Genomic DNA, 24,299 nt, shown 5'->3' with positions numbered 1-24,299 from the left:
TCCCGGCCCGCCGGGTGGCCGGCCGGGCAGCCCGTCCATCGAGGGTGACCGTGCCCCGCTTCAAGGACCCCCGCCATGTTTGAACGCCTGATCCGCTTTGCGATTGCGCACCGCTGGCTCGTGATGCTGGCGATCGCGGCCGTGGCCGCACTGGGCGTGTTCAGCTACCAGAAGCTGCCGATCGACGCGGTGCCCGACATCACCAACGTGCAGGTCCAGATCAACACGGCCGCGCCCGGCTATTCGCCGCTCGAGGCCGAGCAGCGCATCACCTATCCGGTCGAGACCGTGATGGCCGGGCTGCCGGGCCTCGAGCAGACGCGCTCGATCTCGCGCTACGGGCTGTCGCAGGTCACCGTGATCTTCAAGGACGGCACCGACATCTACTTCGCGCGGCAACTCGTCAACGAGCGCATCCAGGAAGCGAAGGACAAGCTGCCGCCCGGCATCGCGCCCGCGATGGGGCCGACGTCGACGGGCCTCGGCGAGATCTACCTGTGGACCGTCGAGGCCGATGCCGCCGCGCGCAAGCCCGACGGCACGCGTTATACGGCGGCCGACCTGCGCGAACTGCAGGACTGGGTCGTGCGGCCGCAGCTCCGGAACGTGCGCGGCGTGACCGAGGTCAACTCGATCGGCGGCTACGTGAAGGAATACCGTGTCGCGCCGAATCCGGCGAAGCTGATGTCGTACGGGCTGACGCTCGCCGACGTCGTGCGCGCGCTCGAACGCAACAACGACAACGTCGGCGCCGGCTACATCGAGAAGCGCGGCGAGCAGTATCTCGTGCGCGTGCCGGGCCAGGCGCGCACGGTCGACGACATCGCGAACATCGTGCTGACCAACGTCGGCGGCGTGCCGGTGCGGATGAAGGACGTCGGCGTGGTCGACATCGGCCGCGAACTGCGCACCGGCGCCGCGACGTCGAACGGCGAGGAAGTCGTGCTCGGCACGGTCTTCATGCTGATGGGCGAGAACAGCCGCACGGTCGCGAAGGCCGTCGCCGCGAAGATGGCAGACGTGAACCGCACGCTGCCGTCCGGCGTGAAGGCGATTCCCGTGTATGACCGCACCGTGCTCGTCGAGAAGGCCGTCGCGACGGTGAAGAAGAACCTGCTCGAAGGCGCGATCCTCGTGATCGCCGTGCTGTTCCTGTTCCTCGGCAACATGCGTGCGGCGCTGATCACCGCGCTCGTGATCCCGCTGTCGATGCTGATGACCTTCACCGGGATGGTCAACGCGAAGGTGAGTGCGAACCTGATGAGCCTCGGCGCGCTCGACTTCGGGATCATCGTCGACGGCGCGGTGGTGATCGTCGAGAACTGCGTGCGGCGGCTCGCGCATGCGCAGGCTGCCGCCGGCCGGCCGCTCACGCGGGACGAGCGCTTCGCGGAGGTGTTCGGCGCGTCGCAGGAAGCGCGGCGCGCGCTGATCTTCGGGCAACTGATCATCATGGTCGTGTACCTGCCGATCTTTGCGCTGACGGGTGTCGAAGGCAAGATGTTCCATCCGATGGCCATCACCGTCGTGATGGCGCTCGCAGCCGCGATGGTGCTGACCGTCACGTTCATTCCGGCGGCCGTCGCGCTGTTCATCGGCGAGCGCGTCGAGGAGAAGGAGAACCGGCTGATGGGCTGGGCGCGGCGCGCATACGAGCCGGTCCTCGCGGCATTCATGACGCGACCGGTGCGCGTGATGCTCGGCGCGGGCGCGATCGTGCTCGTCACGCTCGGGCTGGCCACGCGACTCGGCAGCGAGTTCATCCCGAGCCTGAACGAAGGCGACCTGGCGGTCGCCGCGCTGCGGATTCCCGGCACGAGCCTGTCGCAGTCGGTCGAGATGCAGAAGTCGATCGAGAAGACGCTGAAGGCGCGCTTCCCCGAGATCGAGCGCGTGTTCGCGCGCACCGGCACGGCCGAGATCGCGGCCGACCCGATGCCGCCGAACCTGTCGGACGGCTACATCATGCTGAAGCCCGCCGACCGGTGGCCCGACCCGAAGAAGCCGCGCGACCGGCTCGTGCGGGAGATCGAGGAAGCGCTTGCCGAGCTGCCGGGCAACGCGTACGAGTTCTCGCAGCCGATCCAGCTGCGCTTCAACGAACTGATCTCGGGCGTGCGCAGCGACGTCGCCGTGAAGATCTTCGGCGACGACATGGCCGTGCTGAACCAGACCGGCGAGCAGATCGCGGCGGCATTGCAGAAGGTGCCGGGCGCGTCCGAAGTGAAGGTCGAGCAGACCACGGGGCTGCCCGTGCTGACCGTCAATCTCGACCGCGACAAGCTCGCGCGCTACGGCGTGAGCGTGGCCGACCTGCAGGATACGGTGGCCGCGGCCGTCGGCGGGCAGAAGGCCGGCACGCTGTTCCATGGCGACCGCCGTTTCGACATCGTCGTGCGGCTGCCCGACGAGCTGCGCTCGGACATCGAGGCGATCAAGCGGCTGCCGATCGCATTGCCCGCGCCGGCGGCCGGCGCCAGCGCGCCGCTCGCGGCGGCGCCATACGTGCCGCTCGCGGAGCTCGCGACGATCGACGTCGCACCGGGCCCGAACCAGATCAGCCGCGAGGACGGCAAGCGGCGGGTGGTCGTCAGCGCGAACGTGCGCGGGCGCGACGTCGGCTCGTTCGTCGCCGACGCGCGCGAGCAGCTTCAGCAGGACGTGCGCGTGCCGGCCGGCTACTGGGTGTCGTGGGGCGGGCAGTTCGAGCAGCTGCAGAGTGCGAGCGAGCGCCTGAAGCTCGTCGTGCCGCTCGCGCTGTTCATGGTGTTCGTGCTGCTGTTCGTGATGTTCAACAACGTGAAGGACGGGCTGCTCGTGTTCACCGGCATTCCGTTCGCGTTGAGCGGCGGCGTCGTGTCGCTGTGGCTGCGCGGGATTCCGCTGTCGATCACGGCGGCGGTCGGCTTCATCGCGCTGTCGGGCGTGGCCGTGCTCAACGGGCTCGTGATGATCTCGTTCATCCGCAACCTGCGCGACGAAGGGACGCCGCTCAAGGCCGCCGTGCGCGAAGGCGCGCTCACGCGGCTGCGGCCGGTGCTGATGACGGCGCTCGTCGCGTCGCTCGGCTTCTTGCCGATGGCGTTCGCGACCGGCACCGGCGCCGAGGTGCAGCGCCCGCTCGCGACGGTCGTGATCGGCGGTATCCTGTCGTCCACGGCGCTGACGCTGCTGGTGCTGCCCGTGCTGTACCGCGTCAGCCATGCGGTGTCGTGGCGTGCCGCGATGGCGGGCGGCTTCGGCGGCGGCTTCGTGTCGGGCGTGCTGCGCCGGCTGGGTTTCTTCAAGGGTAATGCGTGATGCGAATTCTGATTGTCGAAGATGAACCGAAGACGGGCGCGTATCTGCGCAAGGGCCTGACGGAAGCGGGTTATGTCGTCGACTGGGTCGAGGACGGCATCACGGGCCAGCACCAGGCCGAGACCGAGGAATACGACCTGCTCGTGCTCGACGTGATGCTGCCCGGGCAGGACGGCTGGACGCTGCTGCAGAACCTGCGGCGCAGCAAGTCGACGCCGGTGCTGTTCCTGACCGCGCGCGACGATGTCGGCGACCGCGTGAAGGGGCTCGAGCTCGGCGCCGACGATTATCTCGCGAAGCCGTTCGACTTCGTCGAGCTTACCGCGCGCATCAAGTCGATCCTGCGGCGCGGCCAGCCGCGCGATTCGAACACGCTGCGCGTGGCCGACCTCGAACTCGACCTGACGCGCCGCAAGGCCACGCGGCAGGGCGACACGATCCTGCTGACCGCGAAGGAATTCGCGCTGCTGTGGCTGCTGATGCGCCGCGAAGGCGAAATCCTGCCGCGCGCGACGATCGCGTCGCAGGTGTGGGACATGAATTTCAACAGCGACACGAACGTCGTCGATTCGGCGATCCGGCGCCTGCGCTCGAAGATCGACGATGCGTACGACCCGAAGCTGATCCACACCGTGCGCGGGATGGGCTACGTGCTCGAAGCGCGCGGCGGCGCGGCCGCATGATCGCGCGACTGCTGCCGCGCACGCTGCGCGGACGCCTGACCGCGCTGATCATCCTGTCGACGTCGGTGATCCTCGCGTCGAGCGGTGTCGCGCTTTACGAGGCGCTCGGCAATCGCGTCGAAACGACGGCCGCCGAGCAGATGGCCGGGATTTCCGCCGCGCTGGGCGCGCATCTGGCCGAAGCGCGCTCGACGGCGGACGTCGCGCGCAACGTCGATATCTGGATCGACCAGTTGCACGGCCATCCGAACATGGATCTCGCGATCTACGACGCGACGGGCACGCGCCTCGTCGGCACACCCGGATTCCGCCTGGTTGCACCGCTGCTGACGCTCGACGCGGGGCGCGTGCCGGTCGGCGTCGCGCCGCCCGGCGCGCGGCAGCAGTATCTCGTGACGGCCGTGCCGCTCGCCGGCGCAGGCGCACCGGTGGTACGCGTGGCGGTGCAGTACGACCGCAGCGCCGACGTGCTGCTGCTGCGCACGCACGCTTATACGATCGTCGTGATCGAGGTGTTCGGCGTGGTGCTCGCGGCCGCGATCGCGTACGGCATCGCGGCGCTGGGCTTGAGCCCGCTGAGGCGGTTCGCGGCGCGCGCCGAGCAGATGTCGACGAGCCGGCTCGCCCATCCGCTGCCGGAACTCGATACCGCGGGCGAGCTGAAGGAGCTCGAGCACGCGTTCAACGGGATGCTCGGGCGGCTGAACGAGTCGTTCACGCGGCTGAGCCAGTTCTCGTCGAATCTCGCGCACGACATGCGCACGCCGCTCACGAACCTGCAGGCGGCCGCACAGGTCGTGCTGTCGCAGCCGCGCAGCGCGGATGAATACCGGAACGTGATCGAGTCGAGCATCGACGAATACCAGCGGCTGTCGCGGATGATCGAGGACATGCTGTTTCTCGCGCGCTCGGAACAGGCCGGCACGTCGATCGACGTGCGGCGATTGAATGCGGCGGAGGAGGCCGGGCGCGTGGCCGGCTACTACGAGGCGCTCGCGGAGGATGCGGGCGTGCAGGTGAAGGTCGACGGTCACGCGTGGGTCGATGCGGACCTGACGCTGTACCAGCGCGCGCTGAGCAACCTGCTGTCCAATGCGCTGAGGTACGCGCCGCGCGGCAGCGTCGTGACGATCGACTGCGTGGAGCAGGGCGGTGCGACGACGATTGCCGTGTCGGACACGGGGCCCGGCATTGCCGCCGAGCATGTCGGGCGGATTTTCGAGCGCTTCTATCGCGTCGATCCGTCGCGGCACAATTCGGCGTCGGGTACCGGGCTGGGCCTCGCGATCGTCCGGTCGATCATGGACAATCACGGCGGCGAATGCGGCGTCGACAGCGACCCGGGCCGGCGCACGACGTTCTGGCTGCGCTTTCCGCACCAGCCGGCCGAGCCGAAGCGGCTGGCGGCTGCCGGCGCCTGACACCGCGGGCGGGCACGCCCGCGCGTTCGCCATGAGGCGGCCGCGCGAGGCGCGCTGCCCGCGGTCGTGCGGCCGGGCGTCATTGCCGCGCGGTCAGTTCGTCGTGGTTGTCGGTCTGCGGCTTCTTCTCGCCGCCATGCACCGAAATCCCGTGAAGCTCCTTGTTGCGCGCGATGAGCTCGCTGCTCGGCGGGTACTGCGTCTTGCTCGTCGGCACGACGCCGTCATGCTGCGCCTGCTTCAGTTCATTGACGACCTGCGTGCGGGTCTTGCCCTGCGTTTGCGTCTGCGCGAACGCGGCCTGCGTGGCCATGCCGAGCGACAGCGTGGCGGTGACGAACAGTGCTGCGAGTTGTGCGGTTTTCATTGAGTGCTCTCCTTGATCGGGGCCGCCGGGTGGCGAACCGTGGACCCAGTATGCGAAAGCAGCCGTGCGTGATCGTGATCGCGAGATGAAAAATGCGTCAGATTGCGTGATGCCGGGATGTGCCGTTCGGCTGCGGCCGACATGATGCAATCGTCATGTTCGCGTCATGGACGCGATGAGCGGGAAGCGGAACATGAAGTCTGCCGATGGTCGACCTGGCCGACGGCATTCACGCCGTCCGCGACAGCAGCATGGAATGCGGGCGGCCCTTTCCGACTTTCACCCCGGACCGAAAAGTGCCTCGTCCCGCCATTCGCCTCGCCTTGATCGCAGTCCTGATCGTCCCGCTGTTCGCGGGCTGCACATCGACGCGTTCCGACCCGACGCCCGCTGCGTCGGCCACATCGGCCACATCGACCACACCGGCCGCCGCGCGCAAGCCGGTACCGGCCGACCTCATGCCCGGCGAGCAGATCGATTATGCCGGGCATCGCTGCGGCAATCCGAACCTGTACGTCAAGACGCACGTGTGCCTGTTCCCGCAGCGCAGCGGCACGCGTTGACCGTGATCGCACGGCACGCGTGCCGGGTATGCGGCGGGAGTCGTCCGGGATACCGCGCGGTCGGTCGCGGGTTCGTCGCCGAGCACGCAGGATGTCGATTCACGACGAGCAAAAAAAGAAGCCCGGCACTCGACGAGTCCGGGCCTAACGCGTGACGTGCCGTGCGGCAGCGACCCGCTTGCGTGGTCTGGAACGGGCGCTGCCCGTCACGTTTGCGATCGTAGCGAAGCGACGCTTCGCGAACCTGATCGGAACATGAAATTTTCGTCACGCGGCGCGCGTATTGCCGCCGCGATCAGAACCGGTGGCGTAACCCGAGATTGACGATGCCCTGCGTGCGCGTACCGCCATAACCATAGGAGCCGATCGACGCCTGCGCCGTTTGCGTGCCACCGTCGAGCGTGCGCTGTTCGCCGTTCGCGCGCTGCCATGCACCGACCGCGTAGAGATCGGTGCGCTTCGACAGCACGTAATCGGCGCCGGCGGACACCTGATGATAGGTCGCGCCCGTATCGCCGCGGGCGCGCGTGTAGCTGTAGCCGACGCCGACGAGCAGGCTGGGTGTCGCCTGGTAGTTGAAGAAGCCGCGTGCGGTGTCGTACTTCTGCGTGCTCCGAAATGCGGACATCGCATCGGCCTTGTACTGCGCGTTGCTGTAGTCGATGCCGGCCGCGAACGGCGCGAAGCTGTAGCGCAACGCGCCGCGCGCGATGCCGATCGATTTCGCGGAGAGGTAGCCGCCGTTGACCAGCGACCCGTCGAACGTGCCGTCGGAGGTGCTGTTCCAGCCGGTGCGGATGCCGTTGGCGAGCGCTGAGCGATTGGCGGCGTAGTAGTAGCCGCCGGCCACGTCGACCGGGCCGTTGCTGTACGACAGGCCGGCCGACCAGGTTTGCCCGGCGCCGCTCTTGCCGGCCACGCCACCGAGCGCGTACATGCCGACGAACTGGAATCCGTTGATCAGCGGCGACGTGTATTTCACCGCGTTGTCGGTACGCGACGACGTGTCGTAGTTGTCGACGTCGCCGGGTGTCGCATAGACGCTGCCGAAGTAGAAATCGCCGGTGACCGGCCACGCGACATCCGCGAGCGCGTCGTACTGGCGGCCGAGCGTCAGCGTGCCCCAGCGCGCGCTTTCGAGGCCCACGAAGGCCTGCCGGCCGAACATCCGGTTGCCTTGCCCGAGCACGCCGGTGTTCGGGTTGAAGCCGTTTTCCAGGGTGAAGACCGCTTTCAGCCCGCCGCCGAGATCTTCCGCGCCCTTCACGCCGAAGCGGTTGCCGAGCAGGTTGCCGTTGCCGAGGCCGACGAGATTCCTGCCGTTCGCGTCGGCATTCCACACGTAGGTCAACGACGTATCGAACAGGCCGTACAGCGTGACTTCCGACGCGTGCGCCGCGTGGGCGGCCGTGAGCATCGCACCCGACATCATCGCGAGCCGAACTGGAGTTTTCATGGTGTGTCCCTGAGGTTCAAGAGGATCGATCCGTGCATCGGTCGATTCCGGCGCCGCGCGTTGGTGCGGCAGGCGCGGAATGTCGCAATCGCGCTGCCGATTCTGGAAAGCGTTCGGATCGTGAAGGTGAGGGACAAATGAGAAAAATGTCATCGCCGCGTCATCGACCTGGAAACTTGCGACCCGTTTTCATCGGGAGTGCGATGCAGGAGAGGCCGGGGCAGTGACGAAACCGTCATGCTGCGATCACGATTGCGCACCGCCGCCGGATCAAAGTGAAGGCTCCTGTCACATCTTTCCAGCAAGGAGCGAGCCACATGAACATTCCGCGACCGATGATCGTCGTCGTCGCCGCCGCCGTCCTGTCGATTGCGGCCATCTCGCAGGCAGCGGCCGCGCAGCAGAAGACCCGTCAGGAAGTCCGTCAGGAACTGGTGCGTGCGCGCCACGACGGCGTGATCCCGAGCCCGAACCACGACTACCCGGCGAGCCCGGCCACTGTCGCGCGCAACCAGGAAATCCATCGCGCGACGGTACATCGCGGCGAGGCGGCGCCGCTGGTCGATGCGCACGACAACCGTCTTGCGGTTCGTTGATCGTTCATGCGCGGCCGGCTGGCACGGTGCCCGCCGGCCGTACCCCACACGAAGAGGAGAGTGCCATGCGCCATTTCGCGAAAGGAATCGTGCTCGCGGCGTGCCTGATGTCGACGGCTGCGATGGCGGCCGGCTGGCCGGAACGCGCGCTGTCGCACGCGCCGGCGCACGAGGTCGGCCGCCGCGCGAACGAGCGGATGCGCTGCGAACTCGCGACCGTGCCGGCCGGCGAGTGGAGCGCGACGTTCACGCGCGGGCAATGCGAGGTCGGAAGCGGGCGGCTGACGTTCGTGCCGGCCGATGCAGGCGGCGGGCAGGATGTCGCGGAGAAGCGGATCCTGCTCGGCGATATCCGCACCGCGTCGCATCAGTCACGCAAGCTGAAGGAGCAACTGCAACTGACGACCCGCGACGAGGTGATCGCACTGAACGTGCTGACCGACGACGGCAGCCGCAAGTCGCGCGAACATGCGATCGACCTGTGGGCCGCGCTGCGCAACGAAGGCGTGACGCCGGTCAACGGCACGCGCATCGTCGACACGTATCCGACGGGCGCGACGACGTGGTAACCGGCGCGCGGCCGCGGCCGGCTTATCCGGCCTTCACCGATCCTTCGATCAGGAAGAACACGATGAAGCCGATGAAGAACGCGGCCGTCGCAAACGGCGTTTCGGGTACCTCGTGCGCTTCGACCAGCAGTTCCTCGGTGACGAGGTACAGCAGCGCGACGGTGCCGAGCCCGAGCAGCGCCGCGTAGATATTGGCGGGAAGCCCTGCGAACGCCGCGTTGCCGGCAACGGCCGCGATGCTCAGCAGTGCCGCGAGCCCGACCGGCACGACGATCGACAGCATGCGGCCAATGCCGGCGGCCGCGAGCGCGGCGCTGACCGACAGCGCGAGGAACAGCACCTCGAGCGTCAGCGCGACGGTCAGGATGATGCCGCTTTCGTCGCTCGCGGAGAAGGCGATGCCGAGCACGAGGCCGTCGATGACGAGGTCGATCGCGGTGACGATCACGAGGCTCACGGGCAGCCGCGCGTCCTCGAAGCGCGTCTCGATCGCGCCGGACAGCGCACGGATCGCGAGCATCAGCCCGATGCCGAGCACGAAGCCGACGACGACCGGAAACAGCGCATGCGCGCGATCTTGCGGCAGCAGTTCGAGCGCCGCGGCCGCGAACACGATGCCGCCGGTGAAATGCTGGATGACGCTCGACGTTGTCGGGCCGGGGGCGCGCCACGCGGCGGCGAGTGCGCCGAAACAGGCCGCCAGCACGGGCGGTAACGTCAGTAGCGCAAGCTTCGCGGTCGGTGTCATGAGGCCTCTCGAACGGTTGGCGTACCGCAGCGGGCTCGGCGTCCGGCTGCCCGGCCGCAGGGTACGGTTCATGCACGCCGGGCGTTGCCCCGGCATCAACCGGGGATTGAACACCCTGAAGCCGCTTCAAGGTCAACACATTCGATGCAGGGCGCACCGGCAAGCCGGCGCGCCCGTGCCGGTCACACCTGCGCGAGCGCCTGGTCGAGATCGGCGAGCAGGTCGTCGATATGTTCGATGCCGATCGACAGCCGCACCGTTTCTTCCTTCACGCCGGCCTTCGCGAGTTCGGCCGGCGACAGTTGCCGGTGCGTCGTCGATGCCGGGTGCGTCGCGAGCGATTTCGTGTCGCCGATGTTGACGAGCCGCGTGAACAGCTTCAGCGCGTCCTGGAACTTCGCTCCGCCGTCGCGGCCGCCCTTCACGCCGAACGTCAGGATGCCCGGCGCACGGCCCGACAGGTAGCGCGCGACCAGCGGATGGTCGGGGTGATCGGGCAGGCCCGCATAGTTCACCCATTCGACCTGCTCGTGACGCGCGAGATGCTGCGCGATCTTCAGCGCGTTGTCGCTGATCCGCTCGACGCGCAGCGCCAGCGTTTCGATGCCCTGCAGGATCTGGAAGGCATTGAACGGCGAGATGGCCGCGCCCATGTTGCGCAGCGGCACCACGCGCGCGCGGCCGATATAGGCGGCCGGCCCGAATGCTTCCGTGTAGACGACGCCGTGATAGCTGACGTCGGGCTCGTTCAGCCGCTTGAAGCGGTCCGCATGCTCGGCCCACGGGAACTTGCCCGAATCGACGATCGCGCCGCCCAGGCTCGTGCCGTGCCCGCCGAGATACTTCGTCAGCGAATGCACGACGATGTCCGCGCCGTGCTCGAACGGGCGCAGCAGATACGGCGACGGCACCGTGTTGTCGACGATCAGCGGGATGCCGTGGCGATGCGCGACTTCCGCGAGCGCGGCGATGTCGGTGACGTTGCCGAGCGGGTTGCCGACCGATTCCGCGAAGATCGCCTTCGTGCGCGCATCGATCAGCGGCTCGAACGACGCGGGGTCGCGCGGATCGGCGAAACGCGTCGTGATCCCGTATTGCGGCAGCGTATGCGCGAACAGGTTGTAGGTGCCGCCGTACAGCGAACTCGCGGACACGATGTTGTCGCCGGCCTCGGCGATCGTCTGGATCGCGTACGTGACGGCCGATTGTCCCGATGCGAGCGCGAGCGCGCCGATGCCGCCCTCGAGCGCGGCGATACGCTGCTCGAGTACGTCCGTCGTCGGGTTCATGATCCGCGTGTAGATGTTGCCCTGCACCTTCAGGTCGAACAGGTCGGCGCCGTGCTGCGTGTCGTCGAATGCGTACGCAACGGTCTGGTAGATCGGTACGGCGACCGCGCGCGTGGTCGGGTCGGGACGATAACCGCCGTGCACGGCGATGGTTTCGAGGCGCCAGTTCGAAGAGGCCTGATCGGTCATGGGTGCTCCGTCTGTTGTTGTGGTGGTCGAGCGATTATAGGAGCACGTGCGCGGCGGCCCTTAGAACGAATGGTTTGTTGCTTATGGCGGTGCGGCGCATAGAATGCCCTTTCCGCAAACAAGGGGTGCGCGATGAATCAGGATCACTGGAACCAGGTGGATGCGTATTTCTCCGCGACGCTCGTGCCGTCCGACGACGTGCTCGACGCCGCGCTGGCGGCGAGCCACGCGGCCGGGCTGCCCGCGATCAACGTCGCGCCGAACCAGGGCAAGCTGCTGCAACTGCTCGCGACGATTCGCGGCGCGCGGCGGATCCTCGAGGTCGGCACGCTCGGCGGCTACAGCACGATCTGGCTCGCGCGCGCATTGCCGCCGGGCGGCACGCTCGTGACGCTCGAGCTGAATCCCGAACATGCGAAGGTCGCGACGCGGAACATCGCGCGTGCCGGGTTCGCGGAGGTCGTGACGGTGGTGGTCGGCAGCGCGAAGGACAGCCTCGCGCGGCTCGTCGACGCAGGCGAAGCGCCGTTCGATTTCATCTTCATCGATGCCGACAAGGACAACAACCCGGTCTATCTCGACGCGGCGCTGAAGCTGTCGCGGCCCGGCACGGTGATCGTCGTCGACAACGTCGTGCGCGGCGGGCGCGTGGCCGATCCCGACAATCGCGAGCCCGACGTGGCCGGCGTGCGCGACGGGTTCGCGCGTCTCGCGGCCGCGCCGCACGTCACCACGACGGCCGTGCAGACGGTCGGGCAGAAGGGCTGGGACGGGTTCTCGATCTCGATCGTCGGCGCGTGACATGAGGGCGGCACGCGCGTGCGGTCGACCCGCGCGCTAGTTCTGGTCGGGATTCCTGTCGTTGCACTGGTCGGGATCGTCGCGCAGCACGATGCGGCGGATGCGGCCGTTGTCGTAGAACGGCACGTCGGGGCAGAACTTCATGCCGGCGCGGGTCGACGTACGCTTCCACGCGACCTTTTCGGTGCGGACGAGCGTCGGCGCGTGGCCGGGCGCGCCCGGCTTCCAGATGTCGATGTACACGCGCGCCATCCACGGTGACGCGTCCACCTCGCAGTCTTTCAGCGCGCCCAGCGTCGAGCGCAGCCCGGTGCCGGTCTGCTCGATGCGCTGCGGAAACTCGATGTAGCCGTCGCCGTAGCCGGGCGTGACGTAGCAATAGCGGCGCGTATTTCCGTCGAGCACCGGCAGCAGGTAGCTGCTGGCGGAGTCGGCCTCCTTCACGTCGTTGCCCTGCCAGCGGTAGGTCGTCACGCCATGCTCGCAGCAGCTCGCGCGCCAGCTCGTCCAGATGATCCGGTGCACGGCATCGAACTCCGGCGACGTGATGCCCTGCAGCCCCTGCGGTGCGTCGACGAAGCGCCGCGTCTTCGGGTCGAAGATCCACGTCTGGTACGGAATGTTCGGGCCCGCGCCCATCGATTGCGCGAGCATCAGGTCGGGCCAGCCGTCGAAATTCACGTCGGCGAAATCGGGCGTGAACAGGCCGCAGGTGCCGCGTGAATCGGTCTGCAGCGTCTGCACGAGGCGGCCGCGATCGTACAGGCGGATCGCGGCGACGTGCGGCGGGTCGTTACACGAACCGTCGTCGTCCGGCAGCTTGTCCGCGACGAGGCGGATCTCGTAAGGGAACGGCCTGCCGTCCTGTTTCGTTGCGAGCGAGACGGGCAGCGTGCGTTTGCCGTCCGGCGACGCCCACGTGCCGGCCACCGTATTGTCGAGCGATGCAACGCGCCACGTGCCCGTTACGCGATCGGCGTCGGCTTTCGCGCCGCTGTCGCGTTCCGACAGCGTGGCGCCGTGCGCGTCGAGCGTCCCCTTCAGCGCGAGCCGGTAGCGTTTGTCGGACGTGCAGGGCGCGTAGCAGTACGAGCCCGATACCGTGCCCGCCACGCGCGACAGCGAGACTTCGACATGCCGGTTGCCGATCGTGCCGACCCAGTCGCGCGACCAGAACGGGATCTCGACCGTATCGTCGGTGCTTGCCGCGCGTGCCGCACTCATTGGCGAAAAGGCGAATGCGGTGACGGCGAGCAGCGCGAACGCAATTGCGGCACGCCAGCCGCGCGTGCGCCGCGTCGCGGTCGCGTTGCGCGACGCGTCGATGAACGGGAGATGCATGGGTCGGCCCCTCGGTTTGTTATGGGTGTGACTGCCGGCGTGTTTCGGTGCGATGCACGCGTCAGCGGTTTCCTGGCGCATCGGCGCGTCGATACAGGCGTGGCCATTGATCGTCGAACAGGCCGTTGCACGTGCCGTGCGTGGCGATGTCGCTGAGCAGGAAGCGCCGGCCGTCGAAGATCCACGACGCGGTCGAGCCGCAATCGCCGGCACTGCGCAGCCTGACCTTGCTCGACAGCGTCGCGCGGGTGCGGTCGTAGCCCGCCTCCGTCAGTTCGTTCGCGAACGACGCCGAGTCGAGCCCCGCGTTTGCGTTCTCGCCGAAATTCATCGCCGTCGGCGTGAACGGTGCCGTCCTTCGCACGCGATACCACAGGTCGGTGCGGTTATACATGCTGCTGGTCTGGCACGGTATCGCGACGAGCGCCTCGTCGGCGGAGATCGCCACGGCGCGCGACGCCTTCCGGCGATCGCTGGCCGACATTTCGTCTTCGACGTCGGCCGCGCATTGCTTGATGTCGTCGCCGAACTTCGCGAGCACCGCGTCGACGAGCGGGCGCTGCCCGCCGGCAGGCAGGTCCGCGACGGCCGGCGCCGGCACGACGGCGGGCGGCAGTGCCGGCGCGGCCGGCACCGACGACGCGGGCCGGTTGCCGGGGCGCAGCAGCGCCGTCGTCGTGCCGACCCGGCCCTGCGTGTCGTCGATCAGCAGCAGCGCGGCGTTCAACCCCGTCAACGGCGTCCGGGCGGTTTGCGCCGACGCCGGATCGCCGAAGCTCAGCAGTTGCGCGTTGCGCGCGGCGGTGAGCCATGCGGCAACCGTTGCCGGATCGTCGGTGCGGATCCGGAACGGGTGTGCTTCGTCGTCGTCCGGTTTGCCGCCGAACGCATGCCACTGGGCCGCCATCGCATCGAACGGGCGGCCGTCCGCGCGTGCGGTGCGCAGGTCCAGCGGCGCCGACGCATAGAGGGCGAGCGAGGCTTGCGCGTCCGGGCCGGCATCGCGCGTCACGCGCAGGATGAGGCTGGTGCGCGAGTCGTCGATGTCGTCGGCATGGCTTTCGGCAATGCAACGATTGACGTTGTCGCAGACGACCGACCAGTTCTTGAAGTCGCGCTCGACCGGCGGCCGCGTGAGCGGACGGGCCTGGGCAACGATCGGGGAAACGGCGAGGAGGGCGGCGATGGCGAGCGAAAGGCGGTGCGACATGACGGTTCGTATCGACTGTGGATGGGCGGGCGCAAGACGTCGGACTGCAAGCGCATCGTCAGCAAGCGGGGCGGTCGAAGGCAGCGGCGCATGCAGGGGCGCGCTTTGCGGAACGGTTTCGAGTATACCGCCGCAATGGGCGCCGATCGCGGCGGCGGCGCGTCGTGTGCGGGCACGTACGTTGCTGGCCGGCACGGGGCGCACGTGCATGGATGCGCAAACGGCGCGATGCCCGCAGGCATCGCGCCGTTCGCTTTTCATCGTGCGTCGACCACGTCGCGCAGGAACGCGTCGAGCATCGCCACGTCGCCCCACGGCCGCTTGTATTCGCGATCGTGTTCGGCATCGGCGAGCATCGTCTCGACGAGCGCGTGGATCGCCGGCCGGCGCGGCCCGTATTCGCTTTCGTTCGCGCTCATCTTCAGCGCGAGCAGCGCGTCGAGCTCCGCGCGCACCGACGGCTCGTGCACGGTGCCGTCGACGAGCGCCGCGAAACGCATCGGCGGCATCCCGAGCCCCGCGTCGATCCAGCGCACCGCGAGCAGCGGCCGCAGCACGTACAGGTATTTCTTGTAGCGCACCGTGTCGCCTTGCAGATAGCCGCGAAAGTTCTTCTTCGCCATCGCGAGGTAGTGATGACGCCCGCGCACCGGCGAGAAGAACGCCGACGCCAGCGACCTGAGCCGCGGCGCCCAGCGCGCGTCTTCGCGATACACGACGGGCGAGTCGAGCCATTCGAGCAGCGTCGGGTTCGAGCGGCGCAGCAGTTGCAGCGCCTTGCGCAGTTCCCAGCCGCTGACGTCCAGCTCGTCGTCGAGCGGCCGCTCGATCACGTCGCGTTGCGCTTCGACGCTCAGGTACCAGTCGCGCCGGTGCGCATACACGAAGCGCACGTCGTAGTCGCTGTCCGGCGAGGCGAACCCCCAGCCGCGGCTGCCCGATTCGCACGCGAACAGCACGCTCACGTCGTGGCGGCGCTCGACTTCCGCGAGCTCCGCCATCACGCGCGCCCGCACGGCCGGGTCGACCGGGTGCGCACTGCGCACGGCAGTCAGTTGTTCCGTTTTCATGATTGTCGTTTCTCTCTCGTTGCGCGCGGCCGCCGGCCATCGGCCGCGCACCGCGCTATCCTTTCACGCACACCACCTGGCGCAGCGTATGCACCACTTCGACGAGGCTGCGCTGGGCCGCCATCACCGCGTCGATGTCCTTGTAGGCCATCGGGATTTCGTCGACGACGCCCGAGTCCTTCCGGCATTCGACGCCCTGGGTCGCCTTCACCTGGTCGTCGACCGTGAAGCGGCGCTTCGCTTCGGTGCGGCTCATCGTCCGGCCCGCGCCGTGGCTGCACGAGCAGAAGCTTTCCGGGTTGCCGAGCCCGCGCACGATGAAGCTCTTCGCCCCCATCGAGCCCGGAATGATGCCGAGCTGCCCCTTCTGCGCGGACACCGCACCCTTGCGCGTCACGAGCACGTCTTCGCCGAAATGGCGTTCGCGCTGCACGTAGTTGTGGTGGCAGTTCACCGCGTGTTCGTCGACCGAGAACGGCTTCGCGATCACGCCGCGCGCCGCGCCGATCACCGCATCCATCATCGCCTGCCGGTTGCGCCGCGCGTAGTCCTGCGCCCAGCCGACCGCCTCGACGTAGTCGTCGAAGTGGCGGCTGCCCTCGGTGAAATACGCGAGGTTGCGATCCGGCAGGTTCGCGATGTGCTGCCGCATGTCGGCCTGCGCGAGTTCGATGAACAGGCTGCCGATCGCATTGCCGACGCCGCGCGAGCCGCTGTGCAGCATGAACCACACGTGGTCCGCTTCGTCGACGCACACTTCGATGAAGTGGTTGCCGGTGCCGAGCGTGCCGAGATGCGCGTAGTGGTTCGTCTTTTCCAGCTTCGGATACTTGTCGACGATCCGCTGGAAGCCCGGTTGCAGCGACTTCCACGATTCGGTCACGGCGGCCGGCGTGCGGTCGCCCCACGCGCCCGGATCGCGGCGGCCCGGCGCGCGGCCGTGCGGCACCGCGCGTTCGATCGCGCTGCGCAGGCCCGCGAGCGAATCCGGCAGGTCGGATGCCGTCAGCGTCGTGCGCGCGGCCATCATCCCGCAGCCGATGTCGACGCCGACCGCGGCCGGAATGATCGCGCCCTTCGTCGGGATCACGCTGCCGATCGTCGAGCCCTTGCCGAGGTGGACGTCCGGCATCACCGCGACGTGGCTGAAGATGAACGGCATCTGCGCGGTGTTGCGCAGCTGCGCGCGCGCTTCGTCCTCGACGGCGACGCCTTGCGTCCACATCTTCACCGGCTTGCCGTTCGCCAGTTCCATCACCTGGTAATCCATTGCACTCATTTGCTTCACCTGATTCCTTCATTCATGCGGCGCGGCACACTTGCGCCGCGCCGTTGCGCCCGTCAGGCGCCCTTGATGCTGACGAGTCCGTTCAGCACCTGGTCGAGACCGCCGAACACCGAGATGCGGTCGATCCGTTCCGCGACGCGCTCGAGCGTTTCCAGCTCCTTGAGCCGCAGCGCGGTCGGGTTTTCTTCCATCACCTTCGCGGTGTTCAGCAGCGAACGCGTGGCCGCCGTTTCCTCGCGGCGGCGAATCACGTTCGCCTGGGCGGACTTTTCCGCCTCGACCACCTGCGCGAGGATCGTCTTCATGTCGCCCGGCAGCACGATATCCTTCACGCCGACGCTGCGCACGTCCACGCCCGAGTTGCCGAGGCGTGCACGCACCTGCGTGATCACGACGTCGTCGATCGACTGCTTGTCTTCCAGCAGTTCGTCGAGCGAGCGTGTGCCGACGGCCGAGCGCAGGGCGAACTGCAGCTCGCGATACAGGTGCTCGACCGGCTTTTGCAGCTGGCCGAACGCATGCAGCACGTCCGCATAACACCACGTCGCCGACAGGTTCAACCGCAGCGCGACCTTGTCGCGCGTCAGGATTTCCTGTCCGCCGACTTCGAGCGCCTGCACGCGCAGGTCGACGAGTTCGACCGCGATGTCGCGGTTGAAGCGCCAGAACGCCGAGACGCCCGCGTCCAGCAGCCGCTCGATCTTGCCGTCGATCTTCAGCACGCCGACGTGGTACGCCGGCACCTGCGCCAGCAGTACGCCCGCCAGGCCCGCCACGCCGCGCGCCCGCAGCGCCGGTTGCGCGATGCGCTTCACGAGCGCGGCCGGCAGCATGCTGTCCTGCGCGAGATCAACGCGCTCGAGACGGTGCGCGGTCAGGCCGCGCCAGTACAGCCGGCGCGTGCCCGGCGCCAGGATCTCGACGAGCACGTCGTCTTCGTAGCGCAGGCCGGCTTCGTCGTCGGCGAGATCCATCGCGACGAAGTGCCGGGCGAGCACGTCCTGTGCGTCGTGACGCAGGTAATCGGCCAGTGCCGCATCGGCGAGCGGCGCGTCGAGACGTGCGGTCTGCACCGACAGGCGCTTGAACGGATCGAAGGCCTTGAACACGCCCGGTTCGAGCACCTTCACGAAATCGCCCTCGTTCATCAGCAGCGCGCGTTCGTTCTTTTTCACTACATGTCGCATCCACATATTCTTGTCCTTTTCTTCGATGACCGCCGGGTGACGCGCATCGTGCGGATCGCGGGGCGACGCAACCGGGCGGGCGGCGCGCAGGCCCGGCGCCGAAGTGCGCGGCGACGCATCCTGCTTCGCGTCGTCGTGCGCCTTCGCGCGGGCCGTGCGGCCGTCCGGCCGATCGCGCGGAACCGCAACCGGTCCGACGCGCGGCGGGCCTTGCGGCCCGCACCGGCGGGTACTGCTTTCATTACAAGGCTGTCCTTGCGGACAGCGTTCGAGCGGGATTCGAACCCGCTACACACCGGCTTGCGCCGGCTGCTCTACCCGAATGAGCTACCGAACGGAGGGCGCCCCGGGATTCGAACCCGGGCGAAGTTCCAGTACGCGCCCGTTTGCCTTCGTCTGCCCATGGCGGCATGCGCGACCGCGACGAACCAGGTTCGGCGGCGGCGCACCAGCAGGGCTTTGTGAACCCTGGCTCGCGGGCCAGCGGGACATCCGGCGCTTTCTATTTAGCGAGGAGCGTGCCAGCGGGCGGCGTGATGCGCGAAATAAATTCCAAGTCGTTGAAATGGAAGGGGAAATTATTTGTCGTGACGGGCGGCGCATGAAAATCCGATCGTCGCTCGATCCGAATATTCGATACAATCGGATCGCCTATTATCTTGTGGGATAAACATGCGCAAGACCGTCGCGATCGGTTTTCTCGGTACCGTGCTCGACCAGGGCGGCGGCTCGCAGCGTCGCTGGCGCAACTGGCGGCCGACGATTTCGCTGTGCGAGCAGCGCGACATGCCGGTCGACCGGCTCGAACTGCTGCACGCGCCGAACTACGCGCGTCTCGCGAACCGCGTGAAGCAGGACCTCGAGCGCGTGTCGCCGCACACCGACGTGCGGCTCGTTCCGATGGAGATTCGCGATCCGTGGGATTTCGAGGAGGTCTACGCGACGCTGCACGATTTCGCGCGCGCTTACCCGTTCGATCTCGACCGCGAGGACTACCTGATCCACATCACCACCGGCACGCACGTCGCGCAGATCTGCTGGTTCCTGCTGGCGGAGGCGCGCTACCTGCCGGCGCGTCTTGCCCAGACGGCACCACCGCAGAAGACCGACGAGGGGCTGAGCGGGCCCGGCACGATGTCGGTGATCGATCTCGACCTGTCGCGCTACAACCGGATCGCGCAGCGCTTCACGCGCGAGCGCGACGAGACGGTGTCGTTCCTGAAGGCCGGCATCGCGACGCGCAACGCGCGCTTCAATGCGCTGATCGAGCAACTGGAGCGCGTGGCCGTGCGTTCGCGCGCGCCGATGCTGCTGGTCGGGCCGACGGGCGCCGGCAAGTCGTTTCTCGCGAAGCGCGTGTACGAGCTGAAGCGCGGCCGCCATCGGCTCGCGGGGCCGTTCATCGAGATCAACTGCGCGACGCTGCGCGGCGACGCGGCGATGTCGACGCTGTTCGGCCACGTGAAGGGCGCGTTCACGGGCGCGCAGTCGGCGCGGGCCGGGCTGCTGCGCGCGGCGGACGGCGGCCTGCTGTTTCTCGACGAGATCGGCGAACTCGGGCTCGACGAACAGGCGATGCTGCTGAAGGCGATCGAGGAGAAGCGTTTCCTGCCGGTCGGCGCTGACGTCGAGGCGACCAGCGATTTCGAACTGATCGCGGGCACGCACCGCGACCTGCGGCAGATGGTGGCGGCCGGCACCTTCCGTGAAGATCTCTATGCGCGGATCAACCTGTGGACGTACGAACTGCCGGGGCTGGCCGAGCGCCGCGAGGACATCGAGCCAAACCTCGAATTCGAACTCGACCGGTTCGGCCGCGAGCAGGGCGAGCAGGTGCGTTTCAACGTCGAGGCGAAGCGGCGCTACCTCGCGTTCGCCGCGTCGCCGCGTGCGGCGTGGGCCGGCAACTTCCGCGAGCTGTCCGCGTCGGTCACGCGGATGGCGACGCTGGCCGACGCGGGGCGGATTACCGAAGCGCTTGCCGAACAGGAAGTCGAGCGGCTGACGCGCACGTGGTCGCAGCCGGGCGGCGCGGGATCATCCGAGGCATGCGTCGACGCGGTGTTCGGCGCGCGTGCGGCGGAACTCGACCTGTTCGACCGTGCGCAGCTCGAACGCGTGCTCGACGTGTGCCGCGTGTCGGCAAGCCTGTCGGAAGCGGGGCGCACGCTGTTCGCGGTGTCGCGGCAGAGCAAGAAGCAGCCGAACGATGCGGACAGGCTGCGCAAGTATCTCGCGCGGTTCGGGCTGGATTGGGAGGGAGTGAGGGGCGCGCTCGATGCGTCGAGGTGACGGGCATGCGCGATGCATTCCCTGCGTCGCGCATGGCGGATAGCGCGTGCGGTATCGTGCACGCAAACGTCGGCAGGGTGGTGGTGGTCGTGATTCCTTCGTCGGTCAAAGCGCTGTTTGCCGATTCGGGGTGGCGTGGCGACTCCGGTTGCCGTGTGTCGTCCGGCGACGGCGAGCATCCGGGAGATGCAATCCTGCGCGAATTCGGCGGGCTGATCGTGGGCGCCTCCGCCAGCGGGCAAACCTGCGCGCGAATGGGGCTCGTCTTTCATGCGCTGGCGCGCAAGGATCACCAGATCGACGCGTGGGAACAGGCGCTCGGGACGACGATGATCGGCTTCGCCGAAGACGATCTCGGGTACGCCGAGTTTTATGTCGATGCGCAGGGCCGAGTGTTCTCGACCAATTGCGTGGTCGACGGTGTGCATCTGTGCGGATTCACGTTCGGCGAAGCGGTCGAGCGGACGCTGCTCGGGCGCGTCTCGATTCCGCTGTTGCTCGACCGCCGTGCAACGATTGCCCATTACGGCGAGGTTCTGACGATCGACGATCCGCGCGTGATGACGGTCCGTCAGCTCCTTGCCCGCGCGTGATGCGGCGACGCGCTTCGGCCGTGTTTCAACCGGCCGCCGCTGCCGCCGCCTCGTGAAACGACGCCAGGAATGCCCATTCCGGCTGCGCGGCCGCGACATCCGCCAGTCCGCGCGCGAACGCGTGCGCCGGCAGCCACGGATACCCGAACGCCGCATGCAGCGCGTCGAGTTTCGTCGACTTCGGATCGTCGATCGTATCCATGCGCACGATGTGAATGTGCAGCGCGGCGATCCGCGCACCGCCTTCGCTGTCGGGTGTGAACTGCCAGCGGTACGTGCCGTGCCCGATCCGCAACGCGCCGTTGTCCTTCTGCCGCATCACGACGAGCCACGACATCTCGCTGACGCCATGCGGGTCGACTTCGGGCTCCGTGCAAACGTAATAGGTCCGGCACCGCTCGAACCGCTCGCCGAATTCCTCGACCAGGGTGCGTGCGATCGCGGCCGCGCCCGTCACGCGCGGCGGAAAATCGATGTCGTCGTTCGCGAGCGAAAAGCTCAGCTCGGCATCGGCCGCGAAGCAGTCGGCGATCAACGCGGGGCGGTTCAGGTCCTTTGCGCGCAGATAGCATTCGAGCAGCGCGCGAACCGACGCGGGATGAAGCGGGAAGGGCATGGACGAGCCTCCTGTAGCGGGAAATGGGGGCACGCGCAGCGGCCGGACCTGGCCCGGGGCGCATGTGCCTTTGCCGTATAATTTCGTTTCAAAGCTAAATTCGCATGACCGTACGGAGCGTCGAAGTCATGGCCAAGCAGCAAGAGGAGTCCGTTCTGACCATCACCAACCCGGCCTGCCTGATCGACGGCACGGACACGGAATTTCGCCACCTGATCAACGGGCTGCTGCCGTTTGCGGCCCGCCTGCTGTCGGTACGCGACGGCTTCGGCTCGCTGATCGGCCTCACCGGCATCCAGTATTCGCTGCTCGTATCGGTTTCGCATCTTTCGCACGACGACGTCGTGACCGTCAACCGCCTCGCCGATCACCTGCACCTGAGCGGCGCATTCGTCACGATCGAGACGGGCAAGCTGAAGAAGCTCGGCCTGATCGACAAACGCCCGGACCCCGACGACAAGCGCAAGATGCGTCTCACGGTCACGCCGGCCGGCTCGAAGCTGCTGAAGGCGCTCACCGATACGCAGCAGCGCATCAACAACGTGCTGTTCGAGGGCGTGACGAAGACCGAATTCAAGGCGCTCTGCTCGGTGATCGACCGCCTCGTCACCAACGGCGACCGCGCGACGCTCGATCTCGCGCACCTGATCGCGCGCCAGGAAAAAGGCTGACGCTTCGACCGCACTCAGTGCGCGGCCCACTCGATCGTATTCAGGTCGACCCCTTCGAGATGCATGTCCCACAGCGGGCTCAATGCGCGCAGCTTGCCGACCGTGTCGCGCACCTGCGCAATGACGCCGTCCACTTCGGCTTCGGTCGTGAAGCGGCCGAGCGTGAAGCGGATCGAGCTGTGCGCGAGCTCGTCGCTGCGGCCCAGCGCGCGCAGCACGTACGACGGCTCCAGCGATGCCGACGTGCACGCGGAGCCTGACGATACCGCGACACCCTTGATCCCCATGATCAGCGATTCGCCTTCGACGAAATTGAAGCTGACGTTCAGGTTGTGCGGAATCCGGCGGGCGAGATCGCCGTTCACGTAAACCTCGTCGAGCGTCGACAGGCCGGCCAGCAACCGGTCGCGCAATGCGCCGACCCGGCGGCTTTCCTCCGCCATCTCTTCCTTCGCGAGCCGGAACGCCTCGCCCATCCCGACGATCTGGTGCGTGGGCAGCGTGCCCGAGCGCATCCCGCGCTCATGGCCGCCGCCGTGCATCTGCGCTTCGATCCGCACGCGCGGCTTGCGGCGCACGTACAGCGCGCCGATTCCCTTCGGGCCGTAAACCTTGTGCGCGGTCACCGTCAGCAGGTCGACGTTCAACGCATTCACGTCGACCGGGATCTTGCCGGCCGCCTGCACGGCGTCGCAGTGGAACACGATGCCGCGCGCGCGGCACAGCGCGCCGATCTCCGTCACCGGCTGGATCACGCCCGTTTCATTGTTCGCGAGCATCACCGACACCAGGATCGTGTCGGCGCGCAGCGCCTGCCGCACCGTGTCGAGATCGAGCAGGCCGTCTTCCCGCACGTCGAGGTACGTGACGTCGAAGCCCTGGCGTTCGAGCTCGCGGCACGTATCGAGCACGGCCTTGTGCTCGGTCTTCACCGTGACGAGATGCCTGCCCTTGCCCTGGTAGAAGTGCGCGGCGCCCTTGATCGCGAGGTTGTTGCCCTCGGTCGCGCCGGAGGTCCACACGATTTCGCGCGGATCGGCGCCGAGCAGCGCGGCGACGTGCGCGCGCGCCTCCTCGACCGCCTGCTCGGCATCCCAGCCATAGCTGTGGCTGCGTGAAGCCGGGTTGCCGAACTGCTCGTGCAGGAACGGCACCATTTTGTCGACCACGCGCGGATCGACGGGCGTCGTCGCGCTGTAGTCCATGTAGATCGGACGGGATTGCATCGATGCGGCTCCGGAAAGCGGTGTCTCCCGCGGTGCGCGAAAGCACCGCGGAACAGGGTAGCCGCAGTGTACGTGGACATTCGCGGGCGCCGCGCAACACCCATCCCGCCAGTAGGGTTGTCTTTCAAACAAAGCTTTCTAGGTCAGGGTTTACGACAACTTGAACCCGCCTTTGTGTTTACATTTAATAAAAGCTAAATAACAAAGCTAAGTAACGGTGCTTTGTTGGGCCTGATTCCGCAGCGGAATCAGGCGATGCAACCCAAGGAGGACGAGATGAGCGAGAACCATGCCGGAACCGGTGCGGGTGCCGACGCGCAGCGGCGCTTTCGCGCCGCGCTGTCGATGTTCGCGACGGGCGTCGCGGTGATTACCGCCCCGCGCAAGGAGGGGGCGCCGATCGGTATCACGGTCGCGTCGTTCAATTCGGTGTCGCTGGACCCGCCGCTGATCCTGTTTTCGGTCGACCGTCGGAGCCTGAGCCTCGGCGACCTGGCCGGCGCGGGCGGCTATGCGGTCAATGTGCTCGACGAGACGCAACAGCATCTGTCGAACTGCTTCGCGAAAGCGAACGGCGACAAGTGGGGCTGGCGTGCCGGCGCGGCCGATGACGACGGCGCGGTGCTGCTGCCCGACGCGCTCGCGACGTTCGAATGCGAGCCCTACGCGCAGTACGACGGCGGCGATCACGTGATCTTCGTCGGCCGCGTGACGCGGCACCGCGCGCGCTCGGAAGGGCGCCCGCTGATCTTCTTCGGCGGCCGCTATCGCACGCTCGACGGCATGCACGCGCCGTCTGCCTGAATGCAATCCACGTTTCATT

Annotated in this window: 22 protein-coding genes and 1 tRNA gene; 11 read left to right on the top strand and 12 right to left on the bottom strand. The window is 67.6% G+C overall.

Annotated features, from left to right (window positions below; genetic code table 11):
- Positions 1-75 precede the first annotated feature (75 nt).
- Genes APZ15_RS20845 through APZ15_RS20835 form a run of 3 tightly spaced genes read left to right on the top strand, consistent with a single transcriptional unit; the run spans position 76 to position 5,404 of the window.
- A complete protein-coding gene (locus tag APZ15_RS20845; RefSeq protein ID WP_027790905.1) occupies positions 76-3,300 on the top strand; it encodes an efflux RND transporter permease subunit in 3,225 nt (1,074 codons plus the stop codon).
- Complete coding sequence (gene irlR / locus APZ15_RS20840) at positions 3,300-3,983, top strand: heavy metal response regulator transcription factor IrlR (protein ID WP_021157388.1); 684 nt, start codon at positions 3,300-3,302, stop codon at positions 3,981-3,983. The genes APZ15_RS20845 and irlR overlap by 1 nt, the downstream gene beginning before the upstream one ends.
- Positions 3,980-5,404 carry a heavy metal sensor histidine kinase gene (locus APZ15_RS20835; RefSeq protein WP_027790906.1) on the top strand — a complete coding sequence of 475 codons (1,425 nt, stop codon included), beginning with the start codon at positions 3,980-3,982 and terminating at the stop codon, positions 5,402-5,404. The genes irlR and APZ15_RS20835 overlap by 4 nt, the downstream gene beginning before the upstream one ends.
- 79 nt (positions 5,405-5,483) lie before the next feature.
- Here APZ15_RS20835 and APZ15_RS20830 read toward each other — a convergent pair whose 3' ends face one another.
- Positions 5,484-5,771 carry a DUF4148 domain-containing protein gene (locus APZ15_RS20830; RefSeq protein ID WP_027790907.1) on the bottom strand — a complete coding sequence of 96 codons (288 nt, stop codon included), beginning with the start codon at positions 5,769-5,771 and terminating at the stop codon, positions 5,484-5,486.
- 206 nt (positions 5,772-5,977) lie between these two features.
- Between APZ15_RS20830 and APZ15_RS20825 the strand changes: the two genes are divergently transcribed.
- Complete coding sequence (locus APZ15_RS20825) at positions 5,978-6,334, top strand: hypothetical protein (protein WP_226153349.1); 357 nt, start codon at positions 5,978-5,980, stop codon at positions 6,332-6,334.
- 295 nt (positions 6,335-6,629) lie between these two features.
- On the opposite strand, the gene APZ15_RS20820 is transcribed toward APZ15_RS20825, so the two are convergent.
- Complete coding sequence (locus APZ15_RS20820; protein ID WP_027790909.1) at positions 6,630-7,790, bottom strand: porin; 1,161 nt, start codon at positions 7,788-7,790, stop codon at positions 6,630-6,632.
- 317 nt (positions 7,791-8,107) lie between these two features.
- Here APZ15_RS20820 and APZ15_RS20815 point away from each other — a divergent pair, with 317 nt between their 5' ends.
- Positions 8,108-8,386, top strand: a complete 279-nt coding sequence (locus APZ15_RS20815; protein ID WP_027790910.1) for a DUF4148 domain-containing protein — start codon at positions 8,108-8,110, stop codon at positions 8,384-8,386.
- A gap of 65 nt (positions 8,387-8,451) precedes the next feature.
- A complete protein-coding gene (locus tag APZ15_RS20810; protein ID WP_027790911.1) occupies positions 8,452-8,955 on the top strand; it encodes a hypothetical protein in 504 nt (167 codons plus the stop codon).
- 22 nt (positions 8,956-8,977) lie between these two features.
- Here APZ15_RS20810 and APZ15_RS20805 read toward each other — a convergent pair whose 3' ends face one another.
- Both APZ15_RS20805 and APZ15_RS20800 read right to left on the bottom strand, forming a co-directional pair.
- Complete coding sequence (locus tag APZ15_RS20805) at positions 8,978-9,703, bottom strand: ZIP family metal transporter (RefSeq protein WP_027790912.1); 726 nt, start codon at positions 9,701-9,703, stop codon at positions 8,978-8,980.
- A gap of 182 nt (positions 9,704-9,885) precedes the next feature.
- The gene (locus APZ15_RS20800; protein WP_021157380.1) at positions 9,886-11,181 is read right to left on the bottom strand and encodes an O-acetylhomoserine aminocarboxypropyltransferase/cysteine synthase family protein; all 1,296 of its coding nucleotides are present in this window, start codon (positions 11,179-11,181) and stop codon (positions 9,886-9,888) included.
- 132 nt (positions 11,182-11,313) lie between these two features.
- On the opposite strand from APZ15_RS20800, the gene APZ15_RS20795 reads away from it, so the two are divergent.
- Positions 11,314-11,982 (top strand): O-methyltransferase, encoded by a 669-nt coding sequence (locus APZ15_RS20795; protein ID WP_027790913.1) that lies wholly within the window; start codon positions 11,314-11,316, stop codon positions 11,980-11,982.
- A gap of 36 nt (positions 11,983-12,018) precedes the next feature.
- Here APZ15_RS20795 and APZ15_RS20790 read toward each other — a convergent pair whose 3' ends face one another.
- The 6 genes from APZ15_RS20790 to APZ15_RS20765 all read right to left on the bottom strand — a co-directional run bounded on the left by APZ15_RS20790 (position 12,019) and on the right by APZ15_RS20765 (position 18,415).
- Positions 12,019-13,323: an XAC2610-related protein gene (locus APZ15_RS20790; RefSeq protein ID WP_027790914.1), complete on the bottom strand. Its 1,305-nt coding sequence runs from the start codon at positions 13,321-13,323 to the stop codon at positions 12,019-12,021.
- Between the two features lie 61 nt (positions 13,324-13,384).
- Positions 13,385-14,533, bottom strand: a complete 1,149-nt coding sequence (locus tag APZ15_RS20785; RefSeq protein ID WP_027790915.1) for a DUF1176 domain-containing protein — start codon at positions 14,531-14,533, stop codon at positions 13,385-13,387.
- Positions 14,534-14,790: 257 nt separating this feature from the next.
- Positions 14,791-15,603, bottom strand: a complete 813-nt coding sequence (locus tag APZ15_RS20780) for a nucleotidyltransferase domain-containing protein (RefSeq protein WP_027790916.1) — start codon at positions 15,601-15,603, stop codon at positions 14,791-14,793.
- A gap of 55 nt (positions 15,604-15,658) precedes the next feature.
- The gene (locus APZ15_RS20775) at positions 15,659-16,882 is read right to left on the bottom strand and encodes an RtcB family protein (protein ID WP_027790917.1); all 1,224 of its coding nucleotides are present in this window, start codon (positions 16,880-16,882) and stop codon (positions 15,659-15,661) included.
- 62 nt (positions 16,883-16,944) lie between these two features.
- The gene (locus tag APZ15_RS20770) at positions 16,945-18,084 is read right to left on the bottom strand and encodes a slipin family protein (protein ID WP_027790918.1); all 1,140 of its coding nucleotides are present in this window, start codon (positions 18,082-18,084) and stop codon (positions 16,945-16,947) included.
- A gap of 258 nt (positions 18,085-18,342) precedes the next feature.
- Positions 18,343-18,415, bottom strand: a tRNA-Cys gene (locus tag APZ15_RS20765).
- Between the two features lie 335 nt (positions 18,416-18,750).
- Between APZ15_RS20765 and rtcR the strand changes: the two genes are divergently transcribed.
- Both rtcR and APZ15_RS20755 read left to right on the top strand, forming a co-directional pair.
- On the top strand, positions 18,751-20,370 hold the full coding sequence (rtcR, locus tag APZ15_RS20760) for an RNA repair transcriptional activator RtcR (protein WP_027790919.1): 1,620 nt from the start codon (positions 18,751-18,753) through the stop codon (positions 20,368-20,370).
- Between the two features lie 5 nt (positions 20,371-20,375).
- Entirely contained in the window at positions 20,376-20,963 is a 588-nt protein-coding gene (locus APZ15_RS20755) for an SUKH-3 domain-containing protein (protein ID WP_226153348.1), read from the top strand.
- Between the two features lie 25 nt (positions 20,964-20,988).
- On the opposite strand, the gene APZ15_RS20750 is transcribed toward APZ15_RS20755, so the two are convergent.
- A complete protein-coding gene (locus APZ15_RS20750) occupies positions 20,989-21,579 on the bottom strand; it encodes a nuclear transport factor 2 family protein (RefSeq protein ID WP_027790921.1) in 591 nt (196 codons plus the stop codon).
- Positions 21,580-21,707: 128 nt separating this feature from the next.
- On the opposite strand from APZ15_RS20750, the gene APZ15_RS20745 reads away from it, so the two are divergent.
- Positions 21,708-22,250, top strand: coding sequence for a MarR family winged helix-turn-helix transcriptional regulator (locus APZ15_RS20745; protein ID WP_027790922.1), 543 nt, complete (start codon positions 21,708-21,710; stop codon positions 22,248-22,250).
- 14 nt (positions 22,251-22,264) lie between these two features.
- Here APZ15_RS20745 and APZ15_RS20740 read toward each other — a convergent pair whose 3' ends face one another.
- Positions 22,265-23,476, bottom strand: a complete 1,212-nt coding sequence (locus tag APZ15_RS20740; RefSeq protein ID WP_027790923.1) for an IscS subfamily cysteine desulfurase — start codon at positions 23,474-23,476, stop codon at positions 22,265-22,267.
- 255 nt (positions 23,477-23,731) lie between these two features.
- On the opposite strand from APZ15_RS20740, the gene APZ15_RS20735 reads away from it, so the two are divergent.
- On the top strand, positions 23,732-24,280 hold the full coding sequence (locus tag APZ15_RS20735; RefSeq protein WP_027790924.1) for a flavin reductase family protein: 549 nt from the start codon (positions 23,732-23,734) through the stop codon (positions 24,278-24,280).
- Positions 24,281-24,299 lie beyond the last annotated feature (19 nt).

This window comes from Burkholderia cepacia ATCC 25416, from assembly GCF_001411495.1.
Classification (GTDB): Bacteria; Pseudomonadota; Gammaproteobacteria; order Burkholderiales; family Burkholderiaceae; genus Burkholderia; species Burkholderia cepacia.
The sequence above is the reverse complement of the archived record's forward strand: the minus strand, read 5'-3'. Positions and strand labels throughout refer to the sequence as shown.

What these genes read in the sequence shown, in the direction of transcription:
- APZ15_RS20845 (WP_027790905.1), top strand. Translation starts at nt 76, where the DNA reads ATGTTTGAACGCCTGATCCGCTTTGCGATTGCGCACCGCTGGCTCGTG.
- irlR (WP_021157388.1), top strand. Translation starts at nt 3,300, where the DNA reads ATGCGAATTCTGATTGTCGAAGATGAACCGAAGACGGGCGCGTATCTG.
- APZ15_RS20835 (WP_027790906.1), top strand. Translation starts at nt 3,980, where the DNA reads ATGATCGCGCGACTGCTGCCGCGCACGCTGCGCGGACGCCTGACCGCG.
- APZ15_RS20830 (WP_027790907.1), bottom strand. Translation starts at nt 5,771, where the DNA reads ATGAAAACCGCACAACTCGCAGCACTGTTCGTCACCGCCACGCTGTCG.
- APZ15_RS20825 (WP_226153349.1), top strand. Translation starts at nt 5,978, where the DNA reads ATGGTCGACCTGGCCGACGGCATTCACGCCGTCCGCGACAGCAGCATG.
- APZ15_RS20820 (WP_027790909.1), bottom strand. Translation starts at nt 7,790, where the DNA reads ATGAAAACTCCAGTTCGGCTCGCGATGATGTCGGGTGCGATGCTCACG.
- APZ15_RS20815 (WP_027790910.1), top strand. Translation starts at nt 8,108, where the DNA reads ATGAACATTCCGCGACCGATGATCGTCGTCGTCGCCGCCGCCGTCCTG.
- APZ15_RS20810 (WP_027790911.1), top strand. Translation starts at nt 8,452, where the DNA reads ATGCGCCATTTCGCGAAAGGAATCGTGCTCGCGGCGTGCCTGATGTCG.
- APZ15_RS20805 (WP_027790912.1), bottom strand. Translation starts at nt 9,703, where the DNA reads ATGACACCGACCGCGAAGCTTGCGCTACTGACGTTACCGCCCGTGCTG.
- APZ15_RS20800 (WP_021157380.1), bottom strand. Translation starts at nt 11,181, where the DNA reads ATGACCGATCAGGCCTCTTCGAACTGGCGCCTCGAAACCATCGCCGTG.
- APZ15_RS20795 (WP_027790913.1), top strand. Translation starts at nt 11,314, where the DNA reads ATGAATCAGGATCACTGGAACCAGGTGGATGCGTATTTCTCCGCGACG.
- APZ15_RS20790 (WP_027790914.1), bottom strand. Translation starts at nt 13,323, where the DNA reads ATGCATCTCCCGTTCATCGACGCGTCGCGCAACGCGACCGCGACGCGG.
- APZ15_RS20785 (WP_027790915.1), bottom strand. Translation starts at nt 14,533, where the DNA reads ATGTCGCACCGCCTTTCGCTCGCCATCGCCGCCCTCCTCGCCGTTTCC.
- APZ15_RS20780 (WP_027790916.1), bottom strand. Translation starts at nt 15,603, where the DNA reads ATGAAAACGGAACAACTGACTGCCGTGCGCAGTGCGCACCCGGTCGAC.
- APZ15_RS20775 (WP_027790917.1), bottom strand. Translation starts at nt 16,882, where the DNA reads ATGAGTGCAATGGATTACCAGGTGATGGAACTGGCGAACGGCAAGCCG.
- APZ15_RS20770 (WP_027790918.1), bottom strand. Translation starts at nt 18,084, where the DNA reads ATGTGGATGCGACATGTAGTGAAAAAGAACGAACGCGCGCTGCTGATG.
- rtcR (WP_027790919.1), top strand. Translation starts at nt 18,751, where the DNA reads ATGCGCAAGACCGTCGCGATCGGTTTTCTCGGTACCGTGCTCGACCAG.
- APZ15_RS20755 (WP_226153348.1), top strand. Translation starts at nt 20,376, where the DNA reads ATGCGCGATGCATTCCCTGCGTCGCGCATGGCGGATAGCGCGTGCGGT.
- APZ15_RS20750 (WP_027790921.1), bottom strand. Translation starts at nt 21,579, where the DNA reads ATGCCCTTCCCGCTTCATCCCGCGTCGGTTCGCGCGCTGCTCGAATGC.
- APZ15_RS20745 (WP_027790922.1), top strand. Translation starts at nt 21,708, where the DNA reads ATGGCCAAGCAGCAAGAGGAGTCCGTTCTGACCATCACCAACCCGGCC.
- APZ15_RS20740 (WP_027790923.1), bottom strand. Translation starts at nt 23,476, where the DNA reads ATGCAATCCCGTCCGATCTACATGGACTACAGCGCGACGACGCCCGTC.
- APZ15_RS20735 (WP_027790924.1), top strand. Translation starts at nt 23,732, where the DNA reads ATGCAACCCAAGGAGGACGAGATGAGCGAGAACCATGCCGGAACCGGT.